Source organism: Streptomyces sp. NPDC054842 (genome assembly GCF_053611025.1).
Map to the genome: position 1 here is coordinate 287,613 of NZ_JBSGZN010000002.1, position 21,546 is coordinate 309,158.

At 70.9% G+C, this 21,546-nt stretch carries 22 protein-coding genes and 2 pseudogenes; 14 read left to right on the plus strand and 10 right to left on the minus strand.

The features are described 5' to 3' along the window. Position 1 precedes the first annotated feature (1 nt). From ACWGIS_RS03000 to ACWGIS_RS03010, 3 genes are all read left to right on the plus strand, one after another. Positions 2-1,180, plus strand: coding sequence for a PucR family transcriptional regulator (locus tag ACWGIS_RS03000; protein WP_453360659.1), 1,179 nt, complete (start codon positions 2-4; stop codon positions 1,178-1,180). A 431-nt stretch (positions 1,181-1,611) separates the two neighbouring features. Next, entirely contained in the window at positions 1,612-1,950 is a 339-nt protein-coding gene (locus ACWGIS_RS03005; RefSeq protein WP_453360688.1) for a thioredoxin family protein, read from the plus strand. Between the two features lie 373 nt (positions 1,951-2,323). Continuing rightward, positions 2,324-2,710 carry a hypothetical protein gene (locus tag ACWGIS_RS03010; RefSeq protein ID WP_453360660.1) on the plus strand — a complete coding sequence of 129 codons (387 nt, stop codon included), beginning with the start codon at positions 2,324-2,326 and terminating at the stop codon, positions 2,708-2,710. A 100-nt stretch (positions 2,711-2,810) separates the two neighbouring features. On the opposite strand, the gene ACWGIS_RS03015 is transcribed toward ACWGIS_RS03010, so the two are convergent. Beyond that, entirely contained in the window at positions 2,811-4,160 is a 1,350-nt protein-coding gene (locus ACWGIS_RS03015; RefSeq protein WP_453360689.1) for an MFS transporter, read from the minus strand. Positions 4,161-4,207: 47 nt separating this feature from the next. Next, on the minus strand, positions 4,208-4,792 hold the full coding sequence (locus ACWGIS_RS03020; RefSeq protein ID WP_453360661.1) for a carboxymuconolactone decarboxylase family protein: 585 nt from the start codon (positions 4,790-4,792) through the stop codon (positions 4,208-4,210). Between the two features lie 139 nt (positions 4,793-4,931). Between ACWGIS_RS03020 and ACWGIS_RS03025 the strand changes: the two genes are divergently transcribed. Beyond that, positions 4,932-5,228, plus strand: a complete 297-nt coding sequence (locus ACWGIS_RS03025) for a winged helix-turn-helix transcriptional regulator (RefSeq protein ID WP_453360690.1) — start codon at positions 4,932-4,934, stop codon at positions 5,226-5,228. 612 nt (positions 5,229-5,840) lie between these two features. On the opposite strand, the gene ACWGIS_RS03030 is transcribed toward ACWGIS_RS03025, so the two are convergent. The 3 genes from ACWGIS_RS03030 to ACWGIS_RS03040 form a co-directional block, all read right to left on the minus strand. After that, positions 5,841-7,139, minus strand: a complete 1,299-nt coding sequence (locus ACWGIS_RS03030; RefSeq protein ID WP_453360662.1) for a cytochrome P450 family protein — start codon at positions 7,137-7,139, stop codon at positions 5,841-5,843. Between the two features lie 81 nt (positions 7,140-7,220). Beyond that, a complete protein-coding gene (locus tag ACWGIS_RS03035) occupies positions 7,221-7,403 on the minus strand; it encodes a hypothetical protein (protein WP_453360663.1) in 183 nt (60 codons plus the stop codon). Next, on the minus strand, positions 7,400-9,358 hold the full coding sequence (locus ACWGIS_RS03040; protein ID WP_453360664.1) for a prolyl oligopeptidase family serine peptidase: 1,959 nt from the start codon (positions 9,356-9,358) through the stop codon (positions 7,400-7,402). Before ACWGIS_RS03040 ends, ACWGIS_RS03035 begins: the two co-directional genes overlap by 4 nt. A gap of 305 nt (positions 9,359-9,663) precedes the next feature. On the opposite strand from ACWGIS_RS03040, the gene ACWGIS_RS03045 reads away from it, so the two are divergent. From ACWGIS_RS03045 to ACWGIS_RS03055, 3 genes are all read left to right on the plus strand, one after another. Further along, entirely contained in the window at positions 9,664-11,148 is a 1,485-nt protein-coding gene (locus ACWGIS_RS03045; protein ID WP_453360665.1) for an MFS transporter, read from the plus strand. A 161-nt stretch (positions 11,149-11,309) separates the two neighbouring features. After that, positions 11,310-11,555, plus strand: coding sequence for a hypothetical protein (locus tag ACWGIS_RS03050; RefSeq protein WP_453360666.1), 246 nt, complete (start codon positions 11,310-11,312; stop codon positions 11,553-11,555). A gap of 212 nt (positions 11,556-11,767) precedes the next feature. Then, positions 11,768-12,031, plus strand: a complete 264-nt coding sequence (locus ACWGIS_RS03055; RefSeq protein WP_453360667.1) for a chitin binding peritrophin-A domain-containing protein — start codon at positions 11,768-11,770, stop codon at positions 12,029-12,031. Between the two features lie 751 nt (positions 12,032-12,782). Here ACWGIS_RS03055 and ACWGIS_RS03060 read toward each other — a convergent pair. Genes ACWGIS_RS03060 through ACWGIS_RS03070 form a run of 3 tightly spaced genes read right to left on the minus strand, consistent with a single transcriptional unit; the run spans position 12,783 to position 14,781 of the window. After that, on the minus strand, positions 12,783-13,655 hold the full coding sequence (locus tag ACWGIS_RS03060) for a haloalkane dehalogenase (protein ID WP_453360668.1): 873 nt from the start codon (positions 13,653-13,655) through the stop codon (positions 12,783-12,785). Positions 13,656-13,687: 32 nt separating this feature from the next. Further along, positions 13,688-14,092, minus strand: coding sequence for a pyridoxamine 5'-phosphate oxidase family protein (locus tag ACWGIS_RS03065; protein WP_453360669.1), 405 nt, complete (start codon positions 14,090-14,092; stop codon positions 13,688-13,690). Then, complete coding sequence (locus ACWGIS_RS03070) at positions 14,089-14,781, minus strand: NAD(P)-dependent oxidoreductase (RefSeq protein WP_453360670.1); 693 nt, start codon at positions 14,779-14,781, stop codon at positions 14,089-14,091. The genes ACWGIS_RS03065 and ACWGIS_RS03070 overlap by 4 nt, the downstream gene beginning before the upstream one ends. 76 nt (positions 14,782-14,857) lie before the next feature. Here ACWGIS_RS03070 and ACWGIS_RS03075 point away from each other — a divergent pair, with 76 nt between their 5' ends. From ACWGIS_RS03075 to ACWGIS_RS03085, 3 genes and pseudogenes are all read left to right on the plus strand, one after another. Continuing rightward, a complete protein-coding gene (locus tag ACWGIS_RS03075) occupies positions 14,858-15,514 on the plus strand; it encodes a TetR/AcrR family transcriptional regulator (RefSeq protein WP_453360671.1) in 657 nt (218 codons plus the stop codon). A gap of 306 nt (positions 15,515-15,820) precedes the next feature. Next, a pseudogene (locus tag ACWGIS_RS03080) lies at positions 15,821-15,874 on the plus strand (hypothetical protein); the annotation flags it as partial. After that, on the plus strand, positions 15,869-16,012 hold the full coding sequence (locus tag ACWGIS_RS03085; protein ID WP_453360691.1) for a hypothetical protein: 144 nt from the start codon (positions 15,869-15,871) through the stop codon (positions 16,010-16,012). The pseudogene ACWGIS_RS03080 and the gene ACWGIS_RS03085, both read left to right, overlap by 6 nt. Before the next feature lie 103 nt (positions 16,013-16,115). On the opposite strand, the gene ACWGIS_RS03090 is transcribed toward ACWGIS_RS03085, so the two are convergent. Beyond that, complete coding sequence (locus ACWGIS_RS03090) at positions 16,116-16,379, minus strand: hypothetical protein (RefSeq protein WP_453360672.1); 264 nt, start codon at positions 16,377-16,379, stop codon at positions 16,116-16,118. A gap of 141 nt (positions 16,380-16,520) precedes the next feature. Between ACWGIS_RS03090 and ACWGIS_RS03095 the strand changes: the two genes are divergently transcribed. Together ACWGIS_RS03095 and ACWGIS_RS03100 are read left to right on the plus strand one after the other, a co-directional pair. After that, positions 16,521-16,670: a hypothetical protein gene (locus ACWGIS_RS03095; RefSeq protein WP_453360673.1), complete on the plus strand. Its 150-nt coding sequence runs from the start codon at positions 16,521-16,523 to the stop codon at positions 16,668-16,670. Between the two features lie 154 nt (positions 16,671-16,824). Further along, positions 16,825-17,070, plus strand: a complete 246-nt coding sequence (locus ACWGIS_RS03100) for a hypothetical protein (RefSeq protein WP_453360674.1) — start codon at positions 16,825-16,827, stop codon at positions 17,068-17,070. A gap of 653 nt (positions 17,071-17,723) precedes the next feature. Here the strand turns inward: ACWGIS_RS03100 and ACWGIS_RS03105 are convergent. Next, positions 17,724-17,879: pseudogene (locus ACWGIS_RS03105) on the minus strand (lamin tail domain-containing protein); the annotation flags it as partial. Positions 17,880-18,255: 376 nt separating this feature from the next. Here ACWGIS_RS03105 and ACWGIS_RS03110 point away from each other — a divergent pair. Together ACWGIS_RS03110 and secD are read left to right on the plus strand one after the other, a co-directional pair. After that, complete coding sequence (locus ACWGIS_RS03110) at positions 18,256-18,633, plus strand: hypothetical protein (RefSeq protein ID WP_453360675.1); 378 nt, start codon at positions 18,256-18,258, stop codon at positions 18,631-18,633. A gap of 99 nt (positions 18,634-18,732) precedes the next feature. Beyond that, positions 18,733-21,093, plus strand: a complete 2,361-nt coding sequence (gene secD, locus ACWGIS_RS03115; protein ID WP_453360676.1) for a protein translocase subunit SecD — start codon at positions 18,733-18,735, stop codon at positions 21,091-21,093. Positions 21,094-21,546: the final 453 nt, after the last annotated feature.

Genomic DNA, 21,546 nt, shown 5'->3' on the forward strand with positions numbered 1-21,546 from the left:
GATGAGCTATGCAGTCCAGCGGGCCAGCGAACTGGACCTGGATGAGACGACGGTCACCGCGCTGCGGGCCGCACTCAAGAGCACCGCCGACGAGGTCGTCCAGGCGATCATCGATGAGGTCCCGCCCTACGCCAACGCCCTTTCGGGCCACATGGGCGTCACCATCCGCCGAGCCGTCCGCACCGCCCTGGGGCACTACCTGGACCTCGCGAGCGGGAACGCCACAGGAGGCGACGCCGGTGACGCGGCGTACGAACTGGGCCGCGGCGAGGTCCGCGACGGCCGTTCCATGGACGCCCTGCTCAGCGCCTATCGCGTCGGCGCCCGCGTGGCCTGGCGATGCCTGGCAGCGGGTGCCGTACCCGCAGGCCTGCCCGCCGCGGAGGTTGCTAAGTTCGCCGAGCTGACCTTCGCCTACATCGACGAGCTCTCTGCCGCGAGCGCCGCGGGCCACGCCGACGAACTGGCCGCCCGGGGCAGGGACCAGGAGCGCCACCTGGAACACCTGGCCCGCGACCTCCTCGCCGGCGCGAATCCGGACGTGCTGCTGGCCTCTGCTCAACGGGCCGGGTGGCAGCCTCCGGTCTCGCTGACCGCGGTCCTGCTGCCCTCGGCGCAGGCCCGGCCTGCCTACCGCGCGCTGGACCCGAGCACCCTCGTCCTCGACGATCTGCCGGACGCCACCGGTGTACTGCTCGTCCCCGATGCCGACCGAGCACATCTCCTGCGGCAGCTGACCGACCCCACCGCCGTGATCGGCCCGGCCCGGCCATGGACGCGAGCGTCCGCCTCATACGCACGAGCCGTACGCGCGCGTTCCCTGTCCTCTGACATTCGCGACACCGAGGACCACCTGCCCGAGCTGGTGCTGAGCGCCGACGCGGACGCGTTCGCAGACCTGCGTGCCCGAGCCCTCGCCCCGCTGAGGACCCTGCCTATCGCGACCGCACGGCGGCTGGAGGAGACCTTGCGGGCATCACTGCTTCACCAGGGGAGACGGGACGAGACGGCGGCGGCCTTGTTCGTCCATCCCCAGACGGTCCGGTACCGGATGTCGCAGCTGCGGGAGCTGTTTCCCGATCTCTCATCGCCACATCGGGTCCTTGAACTGACGCTGGCGGTGGGTCTCCCAGGGCAGCTGACGAGTGCCGCCTCGGCCTCGAGGTCATCGGATGGCTGATGCAGCCCGGGGGAGCGGAGTAACAGCCGGCTGGGACCGCCGGTCGGTGTGAGACCGGACCAAGCCTCGGCACGCCCGTCGTGGGGCGCTGTCTCTGGCAAGCGCGGTGGCAGACGGCTCGGATGGATTCAGCGGACGCTGCGAACCAGCCCGCTTGTCGACATGCTCACGGAACATCTGGTCGGTGAGGGGGCCGCTCCGCCCTGGAGAACCGCCTTCATGCCGGCGTGAAGGGAGCCGTCCTGGCAGGAGCTGAGCGGGGACGCGCGGCGGGCGGCGGTGGCCGGCTGGGCGGCCAGGGCAAGTCACCAGGGGTGGTGGGCGCGCCAGGGACCACCGTGGTTCAGCGACGGACGGCCCTCCCCTTCTGACCTGGCGCACCGTTCAGGGATGATGGAGAAGGAATGACGGGCGTCAGATCAGGAGCCACTGTGGCGAAACGGGTTCACCGACCACGTGAGGACGCGGAGTTCGACTTCATCCTCGGGATGAGTAAAGTTCCGGTCCTCGCATACTTCACCGGGACCTGGCCCAAGGCAATCGAGCCCTCCCGGATGATGGACCTCGTCGTGAACGACATCGCCGACGACTACACGGGCCGCCTGACTGCCGTTCGCGCCGACGTCACACGTTGTCCGGCCACAATCGAGCGATACGGGATCACCGGAGCCCCGTCCTGGGTCCTGCTGAAAGAGGGAGAGGCGGTGGTGCCCAGCACGGGGCTCATGACCGTCGCCGAAGTACGAAAGTTGCTGGACGGCCATCTCTGAGCGGCCGCTGCGGTGCCCGGCCGCGACGCCCGTCGTCGGCGATGTCCGCGAAGCGGGCCTGGTAGCTGAACCGCCGGCAGCCTCTTCGGACTTGCCGCCGTACATCCCGGTGACCTCGGCGTTGTGCCGGCCTTGGCCGCCCCAGTGGTCGAAGACCACAACGTCGGGCATCGGGCCACCCCGCTGCCAGGCACTGCCGCGGTTCCGAGCGCACACCTGCGCCTGGGCAGGACCCGCAGGCCGGCTTCCGCGACCCTCGACGCAGTCCGGGCACCTCCACCGTTCGCACGCCCGGTGTGGAAAGGCTCGCCTTGCCATAGTGGGGCAGCCCGGTCCCCCAGAGCATTACAGGACCGGGCTGCACTGAGGACCAGTGGCCAACCACGGGCTCACCCCAGCTTTGACCCAGAACAGATCCCTCGATCACGGCAGCGACCTCGACCAGCGAAATGACGTACCCGGTCGGGTGACGCTGCCCGGACGCCAGCAGCTCGGCTTCGACGGATGGCCGGCGCTGCGAGAGGGCCTGCGCGGCCTCTACCTCGACAGGCCGACCGGAACCGAACGAGCACCGAGCACTGCGCAGGACGCCGCCGCCCGGGCGCTGCACCAGTACGCCGCGAACCTGCAGGCACTCAACACCGCAAAATCCGTCGAGGCGATCCGCGACATCGCCGAGGCAATCCGAGAAATGGGCACTTCTCCCGACCGGGTGAGGTGGGAGGGCGTATCGAATACGCCTGGAACGAAATGGACCTGATGGACGACCAGCCCTGACCGGCGGCGACCAGAGCCGGTCGGCACTGAGGTCGATGCAGCGCGGTCCGCCCTGGCCCTGCTGCCCCGGTGGTGATTTTGCTTTACGGGGTGGTCTCGGACGAGCGTCGGCGGGCTAGAAAGAGGCCTATCAGCGTCGTGATCGCCATGGCGCCGATGCCGACCAGCGCCGCGGTGGTGTAGGCGTTGCCGTCGGGGAAGAGGTGGCCGGGGCCGGTGCCTGCGGCGAGGATCAGGCCGCCGATGGCGCTGCCCAGGGAGTACCCCAAGCTGCGGACGACGTAGTTGAAGCTTATGGCGCTCGACGTCTCGCTCTTGGGGGTGAGGGCCAGGATGACGCCGGGCATCGCGGCCGAGAAGCCGCCGACGCCGAAGCCGAGTACGCCCATCGCCACGAACAGGTCGGCCAGGTCCGACCGGGCCGCCGCGAACACGGCGAACCCGCCGCCGACCACGACAGCGCTGCCGGCCAGGAGCAGGGGTTCCGCGATCCGCGCCCGGATCCGCGGCGTGAACTTGCCGGCGACGAACCCCAGCACCGAGAACGGGATGAGCACCAGCCCGGCGACGAAGGTCGTCAGCCCGAAGCCATGGCCGACGCCGTGCGGTGTCTGCGCGTACCGGGTGATGAGCGTGAGCAGGAGGTACATGCCGATCCCGCCCACGAGCATGGCAAGGTTCGCCCCGGCGACCGCCGGGTGCCGCAGAGCCCGCACATCGACCAGGGGCGTCGTGCTGCGCAGCTCGATGACGGCCCATACGCAGAGCAGCATCACTGCGCCGACGGAAAGGCCCGCCGCCACAGCGAGGTGCTGGATCCACAGATTCCGTTCGCCGGCGAGGAACAGCACCAGGAGCAGCGCAGCGGCCAGGACGACCGCGCCTGCCACGTCCACGTGGGCGGAGCGGCCCTTGGGGGCTTCGGGCATGGAGCGCCACGCGGTCAGGAGGGCAGCGGCGGTGACGACCAGGCCGAGGCCGTAGGCGGCCCGTACGCCGCCGAGCTCGGCGAGCAGCGCGGCCAGCGGGTAGCCGACGCCGGCCCCGATGATCGAGACCACCGAGATCAGGGCGATCACGGCCGCGCTGCGCTCCTCGGGCAGGTGGTCCCGGGCCACGCCCATCATCAGCGCCGTCAGCCCGAGCCCGACGCCTTGGGCCACCCTGCCGGCCAGCAGCCACGCGAACGGCAGCGGCAGCACGGTGAGCGCGCTGCCGGCGACGACGACCGCCAGCGTGGCGAGGATCGTGGCCCGCCGGTGCGGGCCGGCTCCTAGCCGGCCCAGGACCGGCGTGGCGACGGCACCGCTGAGCAGCGCGACGGTCAGGGTCCACTGCGCACTGCCGAGCGAGACGTGGAACGAGGTCGCCACGCTGGTGATGAGCGGCGTCCCAAGGCTGGCGACCGCCGCCACGACCAGAGCGATGAACATCAGGGCGGGGACCAGCAGCCGCGCCTCGGAGGGCTCTCGGGTAGTACTCACCGGTCGGACGCGCTCGTGATGGGGAGGAAGTCAGCGAAGCGAGGCGCGCCGGGCTCGTGCGGCACACGCGCGGCGCGCGCGGCGAAGCTGACGGCGTGGTACCAACCGCACAGCAGAAGCAGATCGAGCAGCTGGAGCTCGTCGAAGACCGACACGAGCCGTTCCCACAGCGCGTCATCGATGTCGGAACGCTCGTGCAGCGCGTCGACGGCGAGGACGAGCAGCCGTTCCCGCTCGGACGTCCAGCACACGTCAGCGGGGCCGCCGTGCACCAGGGAGGCCGCCTGCTCGTGGGTGAGTTCGACCCGTTCGGCGAACATCATCATGTGCACGCCCCACTCGTACTCGCAGCCGCACAGGGCGCATGTCCGGTCGATGGCGATCTCGCGCTCCCGCATGGTCAGGGTCAGCTGTCGGCCCAGTTCGTACCGCCCCCATCCGTGCATGGCGCCGGCCATCGGGAGGTTTCTGGCGAACATCCGGAACAGCCCGATCGGCGGGACGTTCCCGGGCATCATGCGCGCGAGCAGCGCGTCGGCCTCGTCGGTGTACGGCAGTTCCAGCAGGGCTATTCGCGGCATCGGCGCTCCTGTTGAGGTTGTTTCTAAATTCGAAACACGGCACGGATGCTAGTGTTTCGAATAACGAAACACAAGGAGGGTCATGCCGACACCGCGCCCAGGAACATCGGTCCGTGGATCGACGACCGGCCGCCCGATCATGGCCGCGATGGACCTCTTTGGCCGACGATGGGCGCTGCGCATTCTCTGGGAGCTGCGTGCGGGTCCGCTCGGCGCCCGCACGCTGCTGGCACGGTGCGAAGGACTGTCATCCAGCGTCCTCTACCAGCGGCTTCGCGAACTCACGACAAACGGGATCATCGCCCCTTCAGCCGACGGCTACGAACTCACTCGTCTTGGGGCAGCACTCAGTCAGGCCCTACAACCGCTCAACGAATGGGCGATCACCTGGGCGCAGGCGCAAGAGCAGAACGATCACAATCCTGCGGAGGCATAGGGGCGGAGCCGGCGACCGCCGGTCTTGCCCGCGAGGCCTACGAGGAGGCCGGGCCGGTCATCGATCCGGCCGATTTCGAGCTCGTCTACACGGTGCACACGGTGGACCGTCCCGGAGCCCGGCCGAGAATCCAGCTCTTCTTCCGGCCCCGTCACTGGGAGGGCGCAGCGGGGGATGTGAACGCGACCGGTGTCTCGCCTGGGAGTGGTGGGACGTGAAGGACCTGCCGGAGCCGATCGTCCCCTACACCCGTGTCGCCATCGAGGGCATCCGGGCCGGCCTCTCCTACAGCGAGCTGGGGTGGGCCCGTTGAGCGACTTCTTGTCGGTCAGTGCCGCCTACGCGACCCATTTGCGTGAAGCACGGGGCCGGCTGCGTCACCATATTCACCCACCCCCAGGGCACCCGATCTTACGGTCCCGGGCGGGCGCCTGATCGGCGGACCGGCGGACCGGCGCATCGGCGGACCGGCGTCGGTCGGCGGCCCGTTCGCCTGCCGTACGTCTGGCGCGGTTCCACCCTGCGCACCCCGTGTCCCGTTCTCCTTGACCGCCCCTGCCCCAGGCCGCCACGGTTCGGGAGGCGGTGAGGGCGGCAGGGACAGGGCGGGGGTCAGCGGCGCAGGGTGAGGGGCAGCGCCTCCAAGCCGCGCAGCATCATCGTGTTGCGCCAGCGCAGGTCGCGCTCCTGGCAGGCCAGTGCCGTTCCGGGGAAGCGGGTGAGGAGCGTGGTGAGCGCGATCTCGGTCTCCAGCTTGCCGAGCAGGGCCCCGAGGCAGCGGTGGATGCCACCGCCGAAGGCGAGATGGCCGGCGTCCCGGCGGTCGAGGACGAGGCGGTCGGGGTCCTGGAAGCGCGCCGGGTCGCGGTTGGCCGCGCCGAGGGACAGCAGCACGAACTCGTCCTGCGGGATCACCACCCCGCCGACGTCCACCGGCTCGGTGGTGAAGCGGGTGGTGGCCATACAGATGGGGGAGTCGTAGCGCAGGAACTCCTCGACGGCCCCGGGCATCCGGGTGAGATCGGCGCGCAGCCAGGCGGCCTGGGCGGGATCGCGCAGCAGCGCGAGGCAGGAGGTGCTCAGCAGGTTCACGGTGGTCTCGTGCCCGCCGATCAGCAGCAGGGCGACCATGCCCACGATCTCGTCGTCCGTCAGCTCCCCGCGCTCGCGGGCCGCCAGCAGCTCGGTGAGCAGATCGGCGGGACGGTCATTGCGGCGGATACGCCGGTCGGCGATGGCCAGGACGTACGAGCCCATCTCCTGGACGGCTCGCCGGAACGCCGCGTGGTCGCCCTCCTGGGTGACGATGGCGGTCGACCACTCCCGGTAGAGGTCGCGGTCCTCGGGCGGGAAGCCGAGCAGTTCGCAGACGACGAGGATCGGCAGCGGGAAGGCGAAGTCACGTACCAGGTCCACCGGGGCGGTGGTGGTGCCGGTCGTGTGGCGCGCGGCTGCCGCGTCCAGCCCGTCGAAGAGTTCGAGGGTGATGCGCTCGACCATCGGCCGCATCGCCTCGACCCGCTTGCGGCTGAACGCCGCCTGGACCACGCGGCGGAGGCGGGTGTGGTCGGGCGGATCGCTGCTGAGCATATGGGTGATCTCGGTGCCCAGGTTGACGCCCTTGACCCGGTTGTCGGCCAGGGCCTGGGCGCGCCGCACATCCTGCGCGAAGCGGCGGTCGAAGAGCGCGGCCCGGACATCGGCGTAGCGCGGGATGATCCACAGCCGCAGGCCGCCGTCGCTGTGCAGCACGGAGACCGGGGCCGATTCCCGCATCCTGGCCAGAGTCGGGTATGGGTCGCTGAGGAACGTCGGCGGGTTCTGGCGCGGTTCCGTCGTCTCGGGCTCGTCCGGCCGGTGCTTCTCCGGCCGGGGACTGTTCGTCCGGGGTGCTGCCGTAGCTGTGGTCATGATGTTTTCCTGTCCTCACCGGCACGGCCGGCGCCGCGGCGGGGTGCCGGGCGTGGCACCCCGCTACGGCGCTGCTTGGGCTCACTGCAGAGGCGACTTCTTCTCCGTGTTCTCCTTCGTGCGGGTGGTGCAGGTCCGCGCCGGGCCGTTCGGCCGGACCGGGACCGCCTTGTCCAGGGCGGCCTGGGTTTGCGGCGGAATGATGAGTCCGCGCTCCCGCTCGGTGGCGCTGATGGGGTCGACGCGCAGTCCGTGACGCTTCATGGGATTGACCTTTCTTCGGTTTCTTCGGTGTGGTGGACGGGGTGGTGCGAGCCGGTCCGCCCGCTGTTGCGGCGGTCGGCGGTTCTGGGGGAGGCGCGCAGCGTGTCGTCGGCGTAGCGCACCATGGCGGCCCAGGCGGCGGCGTGTCCGGCTGGGTCACGGCCCACGTCGTGTCCGCCGCCGAGCCACCGGACGCGATGCGGGACGTCGCGGCGCCGCAGCGCGGCGAGATAGCGCTCGATCTGTTCCGGAGGGCACTTCTCGTCGTCCGCCGAGGCAGCGAGGAAGAGCGGGCCGCGTACGCGGCCCACATAGGTCATCGGGCAGGCCGCGCGATAGCGGTGTGGCACCTGCTCGGGTGTGCCGCCGAAGAGGCGGTCGTCGACCTCCCGCAGCGCCGGCGTCGTCGCCCGGTACGCCGCCGTGTAGTCGGCCACCGGGACGACGGCCAGCCCCACGTCCCACAGCCGGGGCTGGACGCCCATCGCCAGCAGCGTCAGATAGCCGCCCCAGGAGTAGCCGCACAGGCCGGTACGGCCCGGCTCCGAGACTCCCGCGTCGATGAGGTGGCCGCGCACCGCGGCGAGGTCTTCGAGCTGGGCGAGGCCGACCCGGTGGCCGAAGTCGTCCCGCCAGCGGGGGCCGTAGCCCGTCGAGCCGCGGTAGTTGGTGCGCACCACGGCGAATCCGGCCCGGACCAGGGCCTCGGTCCGGGCGTCATAGGCGTCCCGGTCGTGGGTGTGAGGCCCGCCGTGGACGAGAAAGACCGTCGGCCAGGGGCGGTGGCCGGCCCTGCGGCCGGGCGGGGTGGCCACAAAGCTGTGGATCTGCCCGTACGGCCGGCGTGTCCACAGCTCGCGGCGCCTGGATCCGGTCGTTCCGCCGGGCGCCGTGCCGCGTGACGCCGTCGTGGAGCGGCCGGAGTGGCCGGAGCGGTCGAGACGTTCCGAGGGTTCCGGGTGCTCCGCACCTTCCGCACCTTCCGAGCCTTCCGGGCTTTCCGGGTGGAAGATCAGCGGCCGGGGCGGTTCGCCGTCGCGGCTCCACAGGCAGTGGACCGTGCGGTCGGGTGCGCAGGAGAAGTCGATGATCGTGCCCTCGGGCGTGGGAAGCACCGTCGTCGTACCGCGGTCGAGGTCGGCGCGGAGCAGGCGGCTGCGTCCCGCCCGGTCCTGCTGGACCAGCGCCGTGCGGCCGGGCCCGTACCAGCAGGCGGTGATCTCCGTGTCGAAGCCGAGGGCGGAGCCGGGACCTTGCGTACGGATCCCCTCGCCCTGCCGCCAGAAGGCCAGGGTGTAGCGGCCCGCGCGTTCGAGGACGAGCAGCAGTTCCGGACGTGCGGTGGTGAGGTCCGGGCGGAAGCCCAGCGCCCACACCGAGCCGCCGTCGCCGTCCCCCGCCGCGCCGGGGATGGCGTCCACGAGGACGCCGGAGGCCGGTGACCACAGCCGGACCGCGGCCGGTCCGGCCGGGCACCCCGCGGTGGCCAGCAGTCGGCCGCCGGGGGCCAGGCCCACCACTGCCGCATAGCCGGGCTCCTCGGCCACCAGGCGGGCGCGCTCGCCCGGTCGGCCGAGGTAGTACCGCGAGCCGTCCGCGACCCCGACGCCGACGGCGGCGAGGCCGCTGCGGGGGTCGAAGGCCAGGCCGTGCATCCGCCCGGCGGGTACGCCGTCGAGCGCCGGGCGCGGGTGCCCGCCCTCGAACGGCCCGCGCAGCCAGCGGCCTTGACCGCCGGGAGCGGCGTCGAACCACCACAGGCCGTGGCCGTCCGGCTCGATGGCGGCGGTCTCCACACCCAGCGGTGCGGTGGTCGCCTGGCGGCGCTGATCCGTCGTCAGATCCCAGGCCACGATCTGCGGGAGACCGTCCACATACCGGGTCTCGACCGCTCGCCGTCCGTCGCGGGCGGCGAAGGACGGGACGTGCACCGCCGTTCCGATACCGCCGCTCATCGCCGTCCCTCCCTTCGTTGGTGTCCGCTTCCGCCGCCGGTGGCCTTGGCTGTGACGGGCTCCGACGGCCATCACACTGCCGGACGGGCGGGCTGCGTGGCAGGGAAGAAAGCGCAGCGGCACCGGCAGTGAGCTACTGCCGGCCCTTCCCTGGCACCGGACGGTGGGCGGGCGACAGGGTGCGGGGCGGCCACATGGCCCGTACCCACCGAGGAGAAAGGGGCGACCCGATGACGATCGCGGCGACCCGGCCCGGCGCAGCCCCCCTCCCACCCGGCGGAGCGCCGAACGGCACAGCGGGTGGCATGCCGAGCAGTGCGCTGACGGCGGTCTATGTCGCGGGGGCGGTGACGGCGTTGGGCACCCAGATGACCATGCTCGCGCTGCCCTGGCTGGTGCTGGAGACCACCGGCTCTGCCACCCGGGCGGGCTTGGTCTTCGCGGGCCAGGTGCTGCCCATGGCGCTGCTCGGCTTCGCGGGCGGAGAGGTCATCCAGCGCTTGGGCGCCCGCCGGACCATGGTCGTCTCCGATCTCGCCCGCGCTCCGGTGGTGGCGCTGATCCCGCTGCTGCAGACCCTGGGCGCGCTCAATCTGGCCGTCCTCGTGGCGATCGTCGCGGCGCTCGGGGCGCTGGCCGTTCCGTACCACGCGGCACAGCGGGTGCTGGCGATGGAACTGCTGAGCCCGCACGCCCGCTCTCTGGCCCGCGCCAACAGCGCGCTGGCAGGTGTGCAGAACGGCTCGGCATTCGCCGGACCGGCGCTCGCGGGCGCGCTGATCCCGCTGGTGGGGACCACATCGGTGGTGTGGCTGGACGCGGCCACGTTCGCCTTCTCCGGGTTGCTGCTGCTCCGCGTCCCGGCAGGGGGTGACGGGGCCGGAGGGTCCGCGGCCGGGCCCCGCGGCCTGTGGGCGGGGGTGCGGTATCTGTGCGGCGACTGGTTCCTGAGCCGGGCGATTCTGTCCACCGTGGTGTTCGGGCTGATGCTGCGGACCCTGATGATCACCTTGCCGGTGCTGGCGTTCGCCCGGTTCGAGGGGGACGCCAGGGTCGGCGGCCTGCTGATCGCCGCCGATGGCGCCGGTGGCCTGGTGGGCTCGGTGGCCGCCTATGTGCTGGCGGCACGGGTCGCTCCCGTACGACTTGCCTGTACGGCCCTGGTCTGCGTCGCTCTGCCCCTGTGGACGCTCCTGGTGCCCGTGCCGGCCGGCGTGCTCGTCGTCGCCGTCGGCCTGTCATCGGCCGCCGCGCCCCTGGCGAACGCGCCGCTGATGGGCCTGCTCTCCGCCCGGCTGCCGGACGGCTTCGGGCCCAAGGTGTTGCAGGCCGTGGTCACGATCAGCACCCTGGCCGGGCCGCTGGGCTTCCTGGCCGCGGGCGCCGTGCTGGACCGGGCCGGTGTCGCGGCGGCCCTGTGGGGCGTCGCCGCGCTCGCGACGTTCGGCAGCGGCAATCTGATCCTGGCCCTGCGCCGCCTCCAGGCCACGGGGGACTGCGATGACAACCTCCCCCGAACAGCCCCCAAAGCCGAACACAACAAGGTGACAGGGAAGATGGCCTCGGTGGTGGCCAGGACCTTGTACTTCTTCCACCGGCGCCCGCCGTACGGGTCCGTGAGTCGCTTGAAAACGATCCCTTCCCCACCGACGTCGGTCCAGGTCAGCCACTCGCGGGCGGTGTCCGGGTCGGTCGTCGACGGACACAGCGCCCACGGCGCCGTCAGCTCCCGCTCGGCGAACAACCCCTCCAGTGCTTCCCGGCGCGCGCGTAGGAGCACTTCGGGCTGATCGCCGCGGCCTACGGGCTGACACCGCGCGAGAGGGACGTCACCGAGCTGAGTCGGGTCTCGGTGGGGTGTGTGCTGCCCGGTCAGTACGACCAGTCCGGTCCGGCTGGCAGGGTCGTCGGGAGTGGCCTTCCTCAGGAGCCGGAGCACGGACCGCGCACCATGGAACAGCTGTTGGCCTTCCTGCCCGTCGCCGACGTCACCCTGTCGTCAGACGTACTCGACGCCATCGACGAGATCGTCGCCCCGGCGTCACGGTCAACCCGGTCGACAACAGCTATGGCGACTTGGAACTGCGCGCCGGCCAGCGACGCCGCTGACGCACGTCGGACGGGCCGGTCACATTCGGTCAGCCGCACCATTTCTTCCCGCGACGCGGGCGGCGTCGCCGATCCACCAGCAGCCTGAAGACAAGCCCGCAATCGTCCCCGGCAGCCCTTTGAGACAGGTCGCGCCCGGACTTACAAACATCATACGAAGGCCGGTGAACAGCGGTCAGCCATGGAGCTGGAGTTCGTTGGCCTGGTGACCGGTATGCGATCCGGAACGAGCTTGCCCGGTGCAATCCTCCTCACTCCTACGGGGCACAACCCAGAAAAGGCGGAGATCGTTTGCACGGCATGACCCGTACCCATCACTTTGCCGCCGCCCTGCTGCTCGCCCTTGCCGGCCTGGCATACTCCGCCCCAGCTCAAGCGGCCGACGAGCCTCCGGCTTGCACGGAAGAAGGCTACTTCCCCAACCCGGACGATCAGTCTCGGTTCTACCGCTGTGTGAGCTTCGGAGATGGCGAGCTCACGCGCTTCGACTTCCAATGCGGGCCGGGCACGCTCTACCACCCCGAGCTCGTCACGTGCGTCCACCCGTGGCAGATGCCCCAGTAGAACTGCGAAACCCCGCCAGCGCCCAATCACCACGCTCGCTGTACCGCTGGCACCAGGCATCCGGATGGAATCGAGCCGACCCGCTCGTACGATAATCACGTGACTGCCCGTCGACATCTCGGCACCGGCCAGGAGACGTCCGCGATCCGTGCCGCCCAGCCGATCCGCCCACTTCTCTGCCCGGAGCCCGCCTCACCGACATCGAAGAGATGCGGGCCCGTCGTGTCCTGGGGAAGCGCGCCGTAGTTCCCTCAGGGCCTCGTCGCCCACTGGAGCCGGCGGAGGACCCGGTGATGGGGCCTCAGTCTGACCGCGACGGGCCTGTGCGGAGCATCGCCATCCGCATGCTGCGTGAGATGCCGCAGCCAGCTCATTACAACGCCCGACCCGTCCTTCCGGACTAACGTCCGACCATGCGGGTGACCCCTGTCGTGCTTCGGCTCACCAAGGTAGGTCCGGGCTTACACGCCTCGGACGCCGCTCCCAGCCAGCTCTTGGAACCGGGGTAGCCGCGTTCGGCCGTGCCCGTAGCCCATGTGCGGGGCCGCGATCTGCTGGATCTGTTCGACCGTCGCGACCTTCAGCACCCCGAGCAGGCACAGCACGTCACCGCACATCCACCTGCCGGGGGCCGGCCGCGCTCGACCGCAGAGGGCATCCGGCCCCCGGACCCGATCGTCTCCTCCTGGGTTCCACAGTGGCGTCCCAAGTGCGCACCCGGGACGTTCGGCACCCTCGTGACCAAGGACACCTACTGGCGCGCCAGCCTGTGGCGGTCGGCCCAGGCGTTGATCGCTGCGGCCAGCTCCTCGGGGCGGTCTTCCGGGGAGTGGTGGCCGGCGAGGCCGTGGCGGGAGACCTCCAGGCCCGCGATGTTCTCCTCGCACCAGGCCACGGCCCCTTGGTCGGTCATCGCGCCCGGGCCGGGCTCGAACGCGGCGAGCAGCTTGGGGACTTCAGGGCTTGCGGCCAGCCAGGCGTCGTAGTGCTCGACGCGGGCCACGATGTCGGCGGGCTCGGCGTCCAGCGGCATCATGCGCGTCCACGCCAGCACCGGGCGGCGGCTGTGCGGGGTCGGGAAGGGGCGGCGGTAGACCTCCAGGTCGGCAGGGTCGAGCGGGGTGGCGAGCGTGTTCGGGAGCCCTTCGATGAACATGGACTTCTCCAGGATCATCTCCTCGCCCACCCCGGGTGTGCGCAGGAGGGTGAACAACTCCCGCCCGGCCGCCGGGAACTCGTCACCGATCAGCGGCTTGATGATCGTCTCGGTGAAGGCGAGGCCGCGGACGCGGCCCGGGAGGCGGGCGGCGCGGTCGAAGGCGAGCGCGCCGCCCCAGTCGTGGCCGACGAGGACGGCCTCGGCCAGGCCGAGGGCGTCGAACCAGGCGTCGAGGTAGAGGGCGTGGTCGTCGAAGGAGTAGGCGAGGTCGGGCTTGCCGGAGTCGCCCATGCCAATGAGGTCGGGGGCCAGAAGGCGGCGGCCGGGCGCGGCCACACCCGGCAGGACGTTCCGCCACAGGTGGGAGGAGGTGGGGTTGCCGTGGAGGAAGACGAACGGCAGCCCGTCGGGGTCGCCGGACTCGCGGTAGTGGAGGGTGGAGTCGAGGACGGGGAGGTTGGGCACGGCGGTGTCACGTCGCTTTCAGGAGGGGGGTTTCAGAGGTTGAGGCTCAGGACACGGTCGACGGCGATCTCGACGACGACCAGGTCCAGCGGGGCGGGCGGGGCCGCGCGGTAGCGGACGGTGTAGCGGCGGACCGCCTCGGCCAAGCGCTCGGGGTCGTCGGTGACGGTGGCCTGGCCTTCGAGGGTGACCCAGCGGTAGCCGTCCGCCTGGCAGAGCGCGACACGGGCCGTCGGGCCGCCCGCCACCACGTTCCGGGCCTTGCGCGCTTCCGCCCGGGTGGTCACCCGGAGCAGTCCGGTGGCCGCGTCGAAGGTGAAGCGGACAGGGGTGACGTGCGGGGTGCCGTCGGGGCGGAGGGTGGTGAGGGTGGCCGTGTGGGGGCGAGTGAGGAACGCCCTTGTGGCGGCCCGGAGTTCGACGGTCGCCCGGCTCACTTCTTCTTCACGCCCTCGTTCCAGATCAGCTTGGCGATGTTGGGCTTCACGGCCGTGGTGATGACGCCCATGGCCGTACGGACGTACCGCCGCTCCTTGAGCTCGCGCAGCATGCTCGCGGCGAGGTCGGCACGGGCGGTGAAGACGCCGTCGGCGCTGGTCTCGGCGGTGTGGTAGTCCGTGACGACGGGGTGCTCGAAGAGGCCCGAGGGCCGGACGAGGGTCCAGTCGAGGTCCGTCTGGCGGATTACGGCCTCCATGCGGCGCATGTCCTCGTGGAGGGTGCGGCCGAGGCGTCGGTTCACCAGCGGGTCGAGCACGTGGTTGAAGAAGTGCGCGCCGGTGGGACGCCAGTTCGGGTCGGCGATGCTGGAGCTGACGGCGAGCAGCCGCTTGATGCCGTGGCGGGGCATGGCCCCGGTGATGGCCTTGGCGCTCGCCGAGTACGTGGTGATGGTCTCCTTGCTGAGGCGCGCGCCCACTGCGGACAGGACGGCGTCCGTCCCGGCGATCGCGGCGTCGACAGCCGCTGGGTCGGTGGCGTCGGCGACGGCTACAGCGAGGCCGGGCCGCGTGGGGAGGGAGCCGGGGCGGCGAGTCACGGCGACGACCTCGTGGCCGGCGGCCAGGGCCTGGTCGGTGAGGTGGCGGCCGGTCGGTCCATTGGCGCCGAAGACTGCGATGCGCATGGCGTGGGGTCATCCCTTCATATGCTTACCGGAACGCCCTTGACTGTGCTGATCAGGCAAAGCAGGCTCAACGCTGATGAATAACGCCGCCCCTGCTTCCGCCCGCACCCGAGGCCGCCCCCGCGGCAACCCGCCGACCCGCGAGTCGATCGTCCCGGTGGCCCGGGCGCTGTTCCTGGAGCGCGGCTACCGGGGCACCACTCTCCGCGCGGTGGCCGGGGCCGCCGGGGTCGACCCGGCGCTGATCTCGTACCACTTCGGCTCGAAGAAAAGCCTGTTCGCGGACGTGATGCAGTTCCAGTGCGCCAACGCGCTGGTGGTGGACGACGTCCTCGGCGGCGACCCGGCCACCCTCCCCGATCGCCTGATCGACGCGGTGACGGACCTGTGGGAGGACGCCGACTTCCTACAGCTCACCACCCAGGGCGAGGAGGCCGCCGAGGCGATCCGCGAATACCTGGAACGCGAGCTGCTGGCCCGGCTTGCTGAATATCTCGGCGGTCAGGACGCAACCGCCCGCGCCACGGCCGTGGTCACGATCCTCGGCGGCCTCATCTACACCCGCTACCTCAACCCCCTCCCCACCCCCGCCGCCCTCACCCCAGCGCAGACCCGCCACATCCTCACCCCGGCGCTGCGCGCGGCACTGACCCCGAGGCCGCGCACCGCGGCAACCACCAGAGCGGGCCGTCTGGGCTCGCCGACCTCCGGCGCAAGCGCCGTCCGGCCTTGAGCACCTCAGCACATCCGGTGCGGCGACCCCTGTCGGTACACCGACGGCTGAGCGGTCGCCTACAATAGAGACGGGCGATACATGGCTGCCGTTGCCGCCTCTAACGCTGTGATACGGGACGCGGTGATCCATGAACGACTGTGGGAGATGAGCCGCCCCGGTGCAGCCGGCCCATTGGCCTTCGATCCCAGCGGAACGCTGCTGGCCACTGCCAGTGCCCGTCGGACGTGGCCTGGGATGTGGCAACCGGCGAAGAGTGCACCCAGTTCACCGCAATTCACCGCGACGATGTGACCCGACCTCGCCTTCTCTCCCGGCGGCCCGATTCTTGCCACCGCCGGGTGGGACAGCCAGGTGGGGTTGTGGGATCCGAGGACCGGCGCTGCCTTGGGTCGGCTCACCGGACTCAGCCGGCCGTTCGTATCAGTCGGATACTCATCCGACGGCCGGCTTCTGGCAGCCGCCGGATGGGACGATCTCGTCCGTGTATGGAGGTGATGGAAATCGCAGGCCCTCAAGGCGGCGTTCGCCTCGCCTGCACCCTTGTTATCGAGAGGTCACCAAACGAGATGACTCATTAGGCGACGGAGTCTGAGCTGCATCAGGAGGGCGACTTGCCCAGCAGGTAGCCCGCGACGCCACCCGCAACGGCACCGGCTTTGGCGCCGAGGTCGCCGCAGCCGTTGCTGGGCGAGCCGACAGGCAGGGCCACGGCCAGTGCATTGAGGGCGCCCGGTCCGGCGGTGGTAGCGCCGCGAGGAGTGGCAGTGCCCGTGTTGGTGCATGCGTTGTCGATGGCCGCGTTGCCGAACCCGATGACCGTGGTGGCTGAGGCCTCGGCGGCACCCGCGGAAAGCAGCATCATCGCGCCTACGGCGGCTGCGTGGAATCTAATGCTCCGTTGCAAGAGTGACCAACCTCCTGATGGAAAGGTGATGATCACTGATAACGAGGCAGAAGGAACTTCGTCACCTGGCACAGGACGCCACATGAGTTCGCCAGGCCCGTGTTCAAGCAGGCGGGCGGCAAGAAGCGGCCGGAGGCGTGCGAGCCGCTCTTGGAGGACGACTACAACACGCTGCTCATGGCCGAGGCGATCGATGCTTCGGGCTGGACGGACGAGGACGGGCAATTCAACAAGCTGAAAAATAGGTGAAGGGCTTGGGCAACTGGCGTTGTGGTCGTCGTGGCGAGCCCCCGCCGGGGAGGGCTCCGGGCGGAGCCTCGCGAGCCGCATGGTCGGCACGCCCAAAACCGGATACCCCCCACGAGGCATCATGACCCCCAACGCACTCACAACTTGGGGGACTATGCACGCCCGTACAGTCACAGTCGCCGCCCTCCTCGCTCTTACCGCGCTTACCGGCTGCGGCAGCGACGACAAGGCCGACACGACCGCATGCAAGGCTGCCATCGAGCAGCAGGTCCTCAACGCCATGAAGAAGGGACAGCACCTCTTCCGCCCCGCCGAGTGCGACGGTGTCGACGACGCGACCGTGCGGGCCTACAGGGCGGAGTTCGCCGGTAGGCACGCCACGACTTCAACGACGCCCTAGACGACTGGGAGAAGGACGTCGACGACTACGTCGACGGCATAAAGACCGACGCGCCCTGACGCAAGCAAAGGTGGCGCCCGTGGCCGGCATCCGCAACGGGCGCCCCTACCACCGCCTGGTCGCCGCCGCGAAGCCACTGGGCCATCCCTGCTAAATCTTCGGCCACAACGTCGACGGCCGCCACCAATCATGCTGGCCGATGCGGGCTGGGCGACTGGTGCGCCGCCGTATCGGACGCGGACGGGGTGGTCAGGGGGCAGTGGGAGACTCCGGGGGAGTAGCCGAGGTAGTCCCGACGGTGTGCCGTCAGGGCGGTGGCGAACCGGGGGCGTGATGGCCCCGGCGACGCGTGACCCGGACGGCGTGGGCCGTGGGCCGCGGCAAATTGTCTGGCTGCGGCAGCACCCGCCGACATTCGCATCCCGGTCGGCTCTCCCGTCGCGCCTGTCCGGCGCCGACAAGCTGCGAGCGCCTGCCCTTCGGTGGTGAGCGGTGGTCGTTGCCGCCGTGGCGGTGGCCAACACGTCATTCCGGATTGATCCACTACTCGATGTCAGCGGGCGCAATTCTGCTGCCCCGGGCCAACCGTGCGCTGCGGCGAGCTGTGCACCGGTGGCCAGCTCGGCCCAGGAGGCATCAGAGTGCCGGTGCCATCAGCTGTGGTAGCCGATGTAGCCGTTGTTGTCGGGGTCGGAGCCGCTCTTGGTGTAGGAGTGCACGTCGGCGCGGCTGCCGGAGGGTTTGTACAGGTAGATGGTGTCCTTGTCGTTGTTCCACATGAGGTTGCAGTTGTCGCGGTAGACCACGTTGGTTCACGAGGGCGGGGCGACGGTGGTCACCGGGCAGTACTCCTTGCGGGGCGGGAACCGGTCGATCCTACGTGGCGGACCTGGAGCTGGAGGCCCGGGCCTGGGCAGGCCTGCGGATCTGCGCGCTGCGATCCTCTCTTGGGGCCCGCCGCAAGGACGTCCAGTTCGAGGCCCAGTGGGCCCGGGCCGTCCGCAGTCCGCGCCGCTGGGATGAGGGCCCTGCTTGACAACTGCCCCCGGGGCTGGCCGGTTTGGCTCGAGCCCGCGTTGCCTCCGTCGGGAACCGGGAAAGGCGGAACGGACCGGGGCGCCCATACGTTGTGCTGGCGGGGCCACGCCGTGCGCGCCCGATGTGCACCGTAGGGATGGGGGACGCGTGCCGCGACGGAGCCGCTCCGCGCGCCTGGCCGCGTCCGCGCTGACCCTCGTCGTCACCGTCCTCGCGCTGTTCGTCCCGGTTGCCGGGGCGCAGAGCGCGCCCGTGCCCGCCGGCAGGCCGCTCGCCCACCACACGGTGGCGGGGCACGCCGGACAAGGGGCAGGACCGGACGACGTCCCGGCGCTGCATGTCGCGCTCACGCACCGACCCGACGCACACATCCCGGGCCCGCAGCCTGCGGGCCCCGCGCGTGGGGCCGTCGACACGGCCCCGCGCCGCGCCCTGGGCGGGCCTGACACGGGCCCCGCCACCGCACTCGCGCCGCCGCGCGGAGCGGCCGAGTCCGCCGCCCCGCGCGGCCCGCCCCACCGATGAGCACGCAGACCGTCATCGACGCCTGACCCTTCCTGCCCGGCGCACCCCGCGCGGGGCCGGTCACGCGTCCCTCCGTCCTGCCCTCATTGTGGAGTACGCATGTCTCGCGCACCCTTGTCCCGGCCACCCTTGTCCCGCCCATCCTTGTGGAGGGCGGTCGTCGCGCTGGCGGCCGTCGCGCTGTCCCTGTGCATCGCCCTCACCCAACCCGCCCGCCTCGGCCTCGATCTGCGCGGCGGCACCCAGATCGTCCTGGAGAGCCGGGACTCACCCACCGTCAAGGCCGACGCCGCATCCACCGACCGCGCTCTGGAGGTCCTCAGGCAGCGCGTCGACGCCCTCGGCGTCTCCGAACCCGGCATCGCCCGCTCCGGTGAGAAACGGATCATCGTCGAACTGCCCGCAGTGCAGGACCCACGCAGGGCCGCCGAGGTCATCGGCCGCACCGCACAGCTCACGGTCCACCCGGTGACGGGGGCGACGGCCGGCAAGGGCTCGGCGAAGCCCGGGGCCGACGGATCGCGCACCCTGCCCGACCCGGACCAGCCGGGCAACCACCTGAAGCTGGGCCCCACCGCCCTCACCGGCGAGGGGGTCAAGGACGCCGAGGCGGTCCTGGACCAGCAGTCGCTGAACGGCTGGATGGTCTCCCTCGACTTCCGCAAGGGCGCGGGCGACACCTGGGCGAAGATCACCTCGGACGCGGCCTGCGCGCCTCAGGGCGCTCCGGAGCGCCGCGTCGTCATCACCCTCGACAACAAGATCATCTCGGCGCCCGGCGTCAGTGCGGACGTGGTGTGCGGGACCGGTATCACCGGCGGCTCCACTCAGATCAGCGGCGACTTCGGCCGGGCCGAGGCGCGCGAGATGGCGGCGCTCGTGAAGGGAGGCGCGCTGCCGGTACCTCTTAGCGTCGTGGAGCAGCGCACGGTCGGCCCGACGCTCGGCGCCGACGCAATCGAGGCGAGCACCAAGGCCGCGCTCACCGGCATCGCCCTGAGCGCACTGTTCATCACCGTCGTCTACCGGCTCCTTGGCGCGCTTGCCGCCTTGGCCCTCGCGCTGTACGGCCTCATCTCGTACGCCGCTCTGGTGGCGCTCGGCGCGACGCTCACGCTGCCGGGGCTCGCCGGGTTCGTCCTGGCGATCGGCATGGCGGTGGACGCGAACGTCCTGGTCTTCGAACGGGCCAGGGAGGAGTACCTGGGCGCCTGTTCCAAGGACTTGGCGAAGCCGGTGAAGACCGGCTTCGCCAAGGCATGGAGCGCGGTGATCGACTCGAACATCACGACGCTGCTCGCCGCGGGATTGCTGTTCTTCTTCGCCACGGGCCCGGTCAAGGGCTTCGGGGTCACCCTGTGCATCGGCGTACTGGCATCGATGCTTACGGCGCTCGTGATCACCCGCGCGCTCGCGGATTTCGCCGTCGCCCGCAGCTTCGTACGCAAGCGCCCGGGTCTGACGGGCATCGCCTCGACGGGCCGAGTCCGCACATGGCTGTCCGGCCGCAACCCGAACCTGGTCCGCCACCGTCGCCGCCTGCTCGGCGGGAGCGCACTCCTGGTGGCGGTGGCCGTCGCAGGAATCGTCATCCGCGGCCTGGACTTCGGCGTGGAGTTCACCGGCGGCCGCCTCGTCGAGTACAGCACCAGCAGGTCCGTCGACGCGGACACGGCCCGCAACGCCGTGGCCGACGCGGGATTCCCGCGCGCGGTGGTGCAGGAGTCCGGCGACGGCGACATCACCGTACGCACGGAGAAGCTCACCGGCGACGAACAGCGGCGCGTCAAGGCGGCTTTGGAGAAGCCCGGCGGCACCGTCACGGTGGAGCGTGACGAACAGATCGGCCCGAGCCTTGGCAGCGAACTGCGCCACAAGGCGCTCCTGGCCCTGGGCATCGCGGTGAGCGCCCAACTGATCTACCTCAGCGTGCGGTTCCGCTGGACCCTGGCGGCAGCGGCAGTGTCTGCGATGGTCCACGATGTCCTCCTCGTGGTGGGCCTGTTCGCCTGGCTGGGCAGGCCGGTGGACAGCGTCTTCCTGGCGGCGCTGCTCACGGTGATCGGCTACTCCGTGAACGACACGGTGGTCGTCTTCGACCGCGTCCGCGAAGCGCGCCGCCGAGACCCCCAAGGCGACCTGGAGAAAACGGCCAACCACGCGGTGGTCCAGACACTTCCGCGCACGGTGAACACGGGCATGGGGGCCCTGTTCATCCTGACCGCACTGGCGGTACTGGGCGGCGACTCGCTGGCGGACTTCTCCGTGGCGCTGATCGCGGGCGTCCTGGTCGGCATCGCCTCGACCGTCTTCACCGCCGTCCCGATCGCGATCGCCCTGGAACACCGCAACCCGCCACCACTGGCACCGCGCCGCCGCGCCGTGAAGGAAGTTGCCGACGGGTACAGCCCGTTGGAGGCGCGCAGGAAGAAGGAGAGAGGGACGGGGGCGGTCGTGTGAGTTCGCGAGAGTAGTCCTGAGGGCGAGGGCAGCCTCCCTCACACGCCGACCGGGCCTCCACCGAGCTCCGACAACCGCGGCCGCGTTCCGTGGAGGCCCGGTCGGGTGAGGGCCTGCTGAGCGCGCACTCACCCCGTCTGAGCGCGCACTCACCCTGTCTGAGCGCGCAGTTCCCGCACCGGCTGCGTCTGAGGCCGACCAGGCTGTGGGAGCAGGTGAAGGTGGGAGGGCCGAGTTCGGTGACCGGTGGGGGAGTGCTGTCTTCGCCCTCCTACTGGCTGCCCGCAAAGAGCCCGCTCGGTCGAGACCCGCTCCGCCGTCCCTTCGTGAACAGCTCCGAGTGCCGCCTGCCAGCAGTTAGCCCTCGCCGTTGGCGTGATGCCGCGGCGCTCCTGCCTTCGTCAGCTCGCGCCTGACCTTGGCCGAGACGCCCGCCAGCGCGTCGAACTCGAC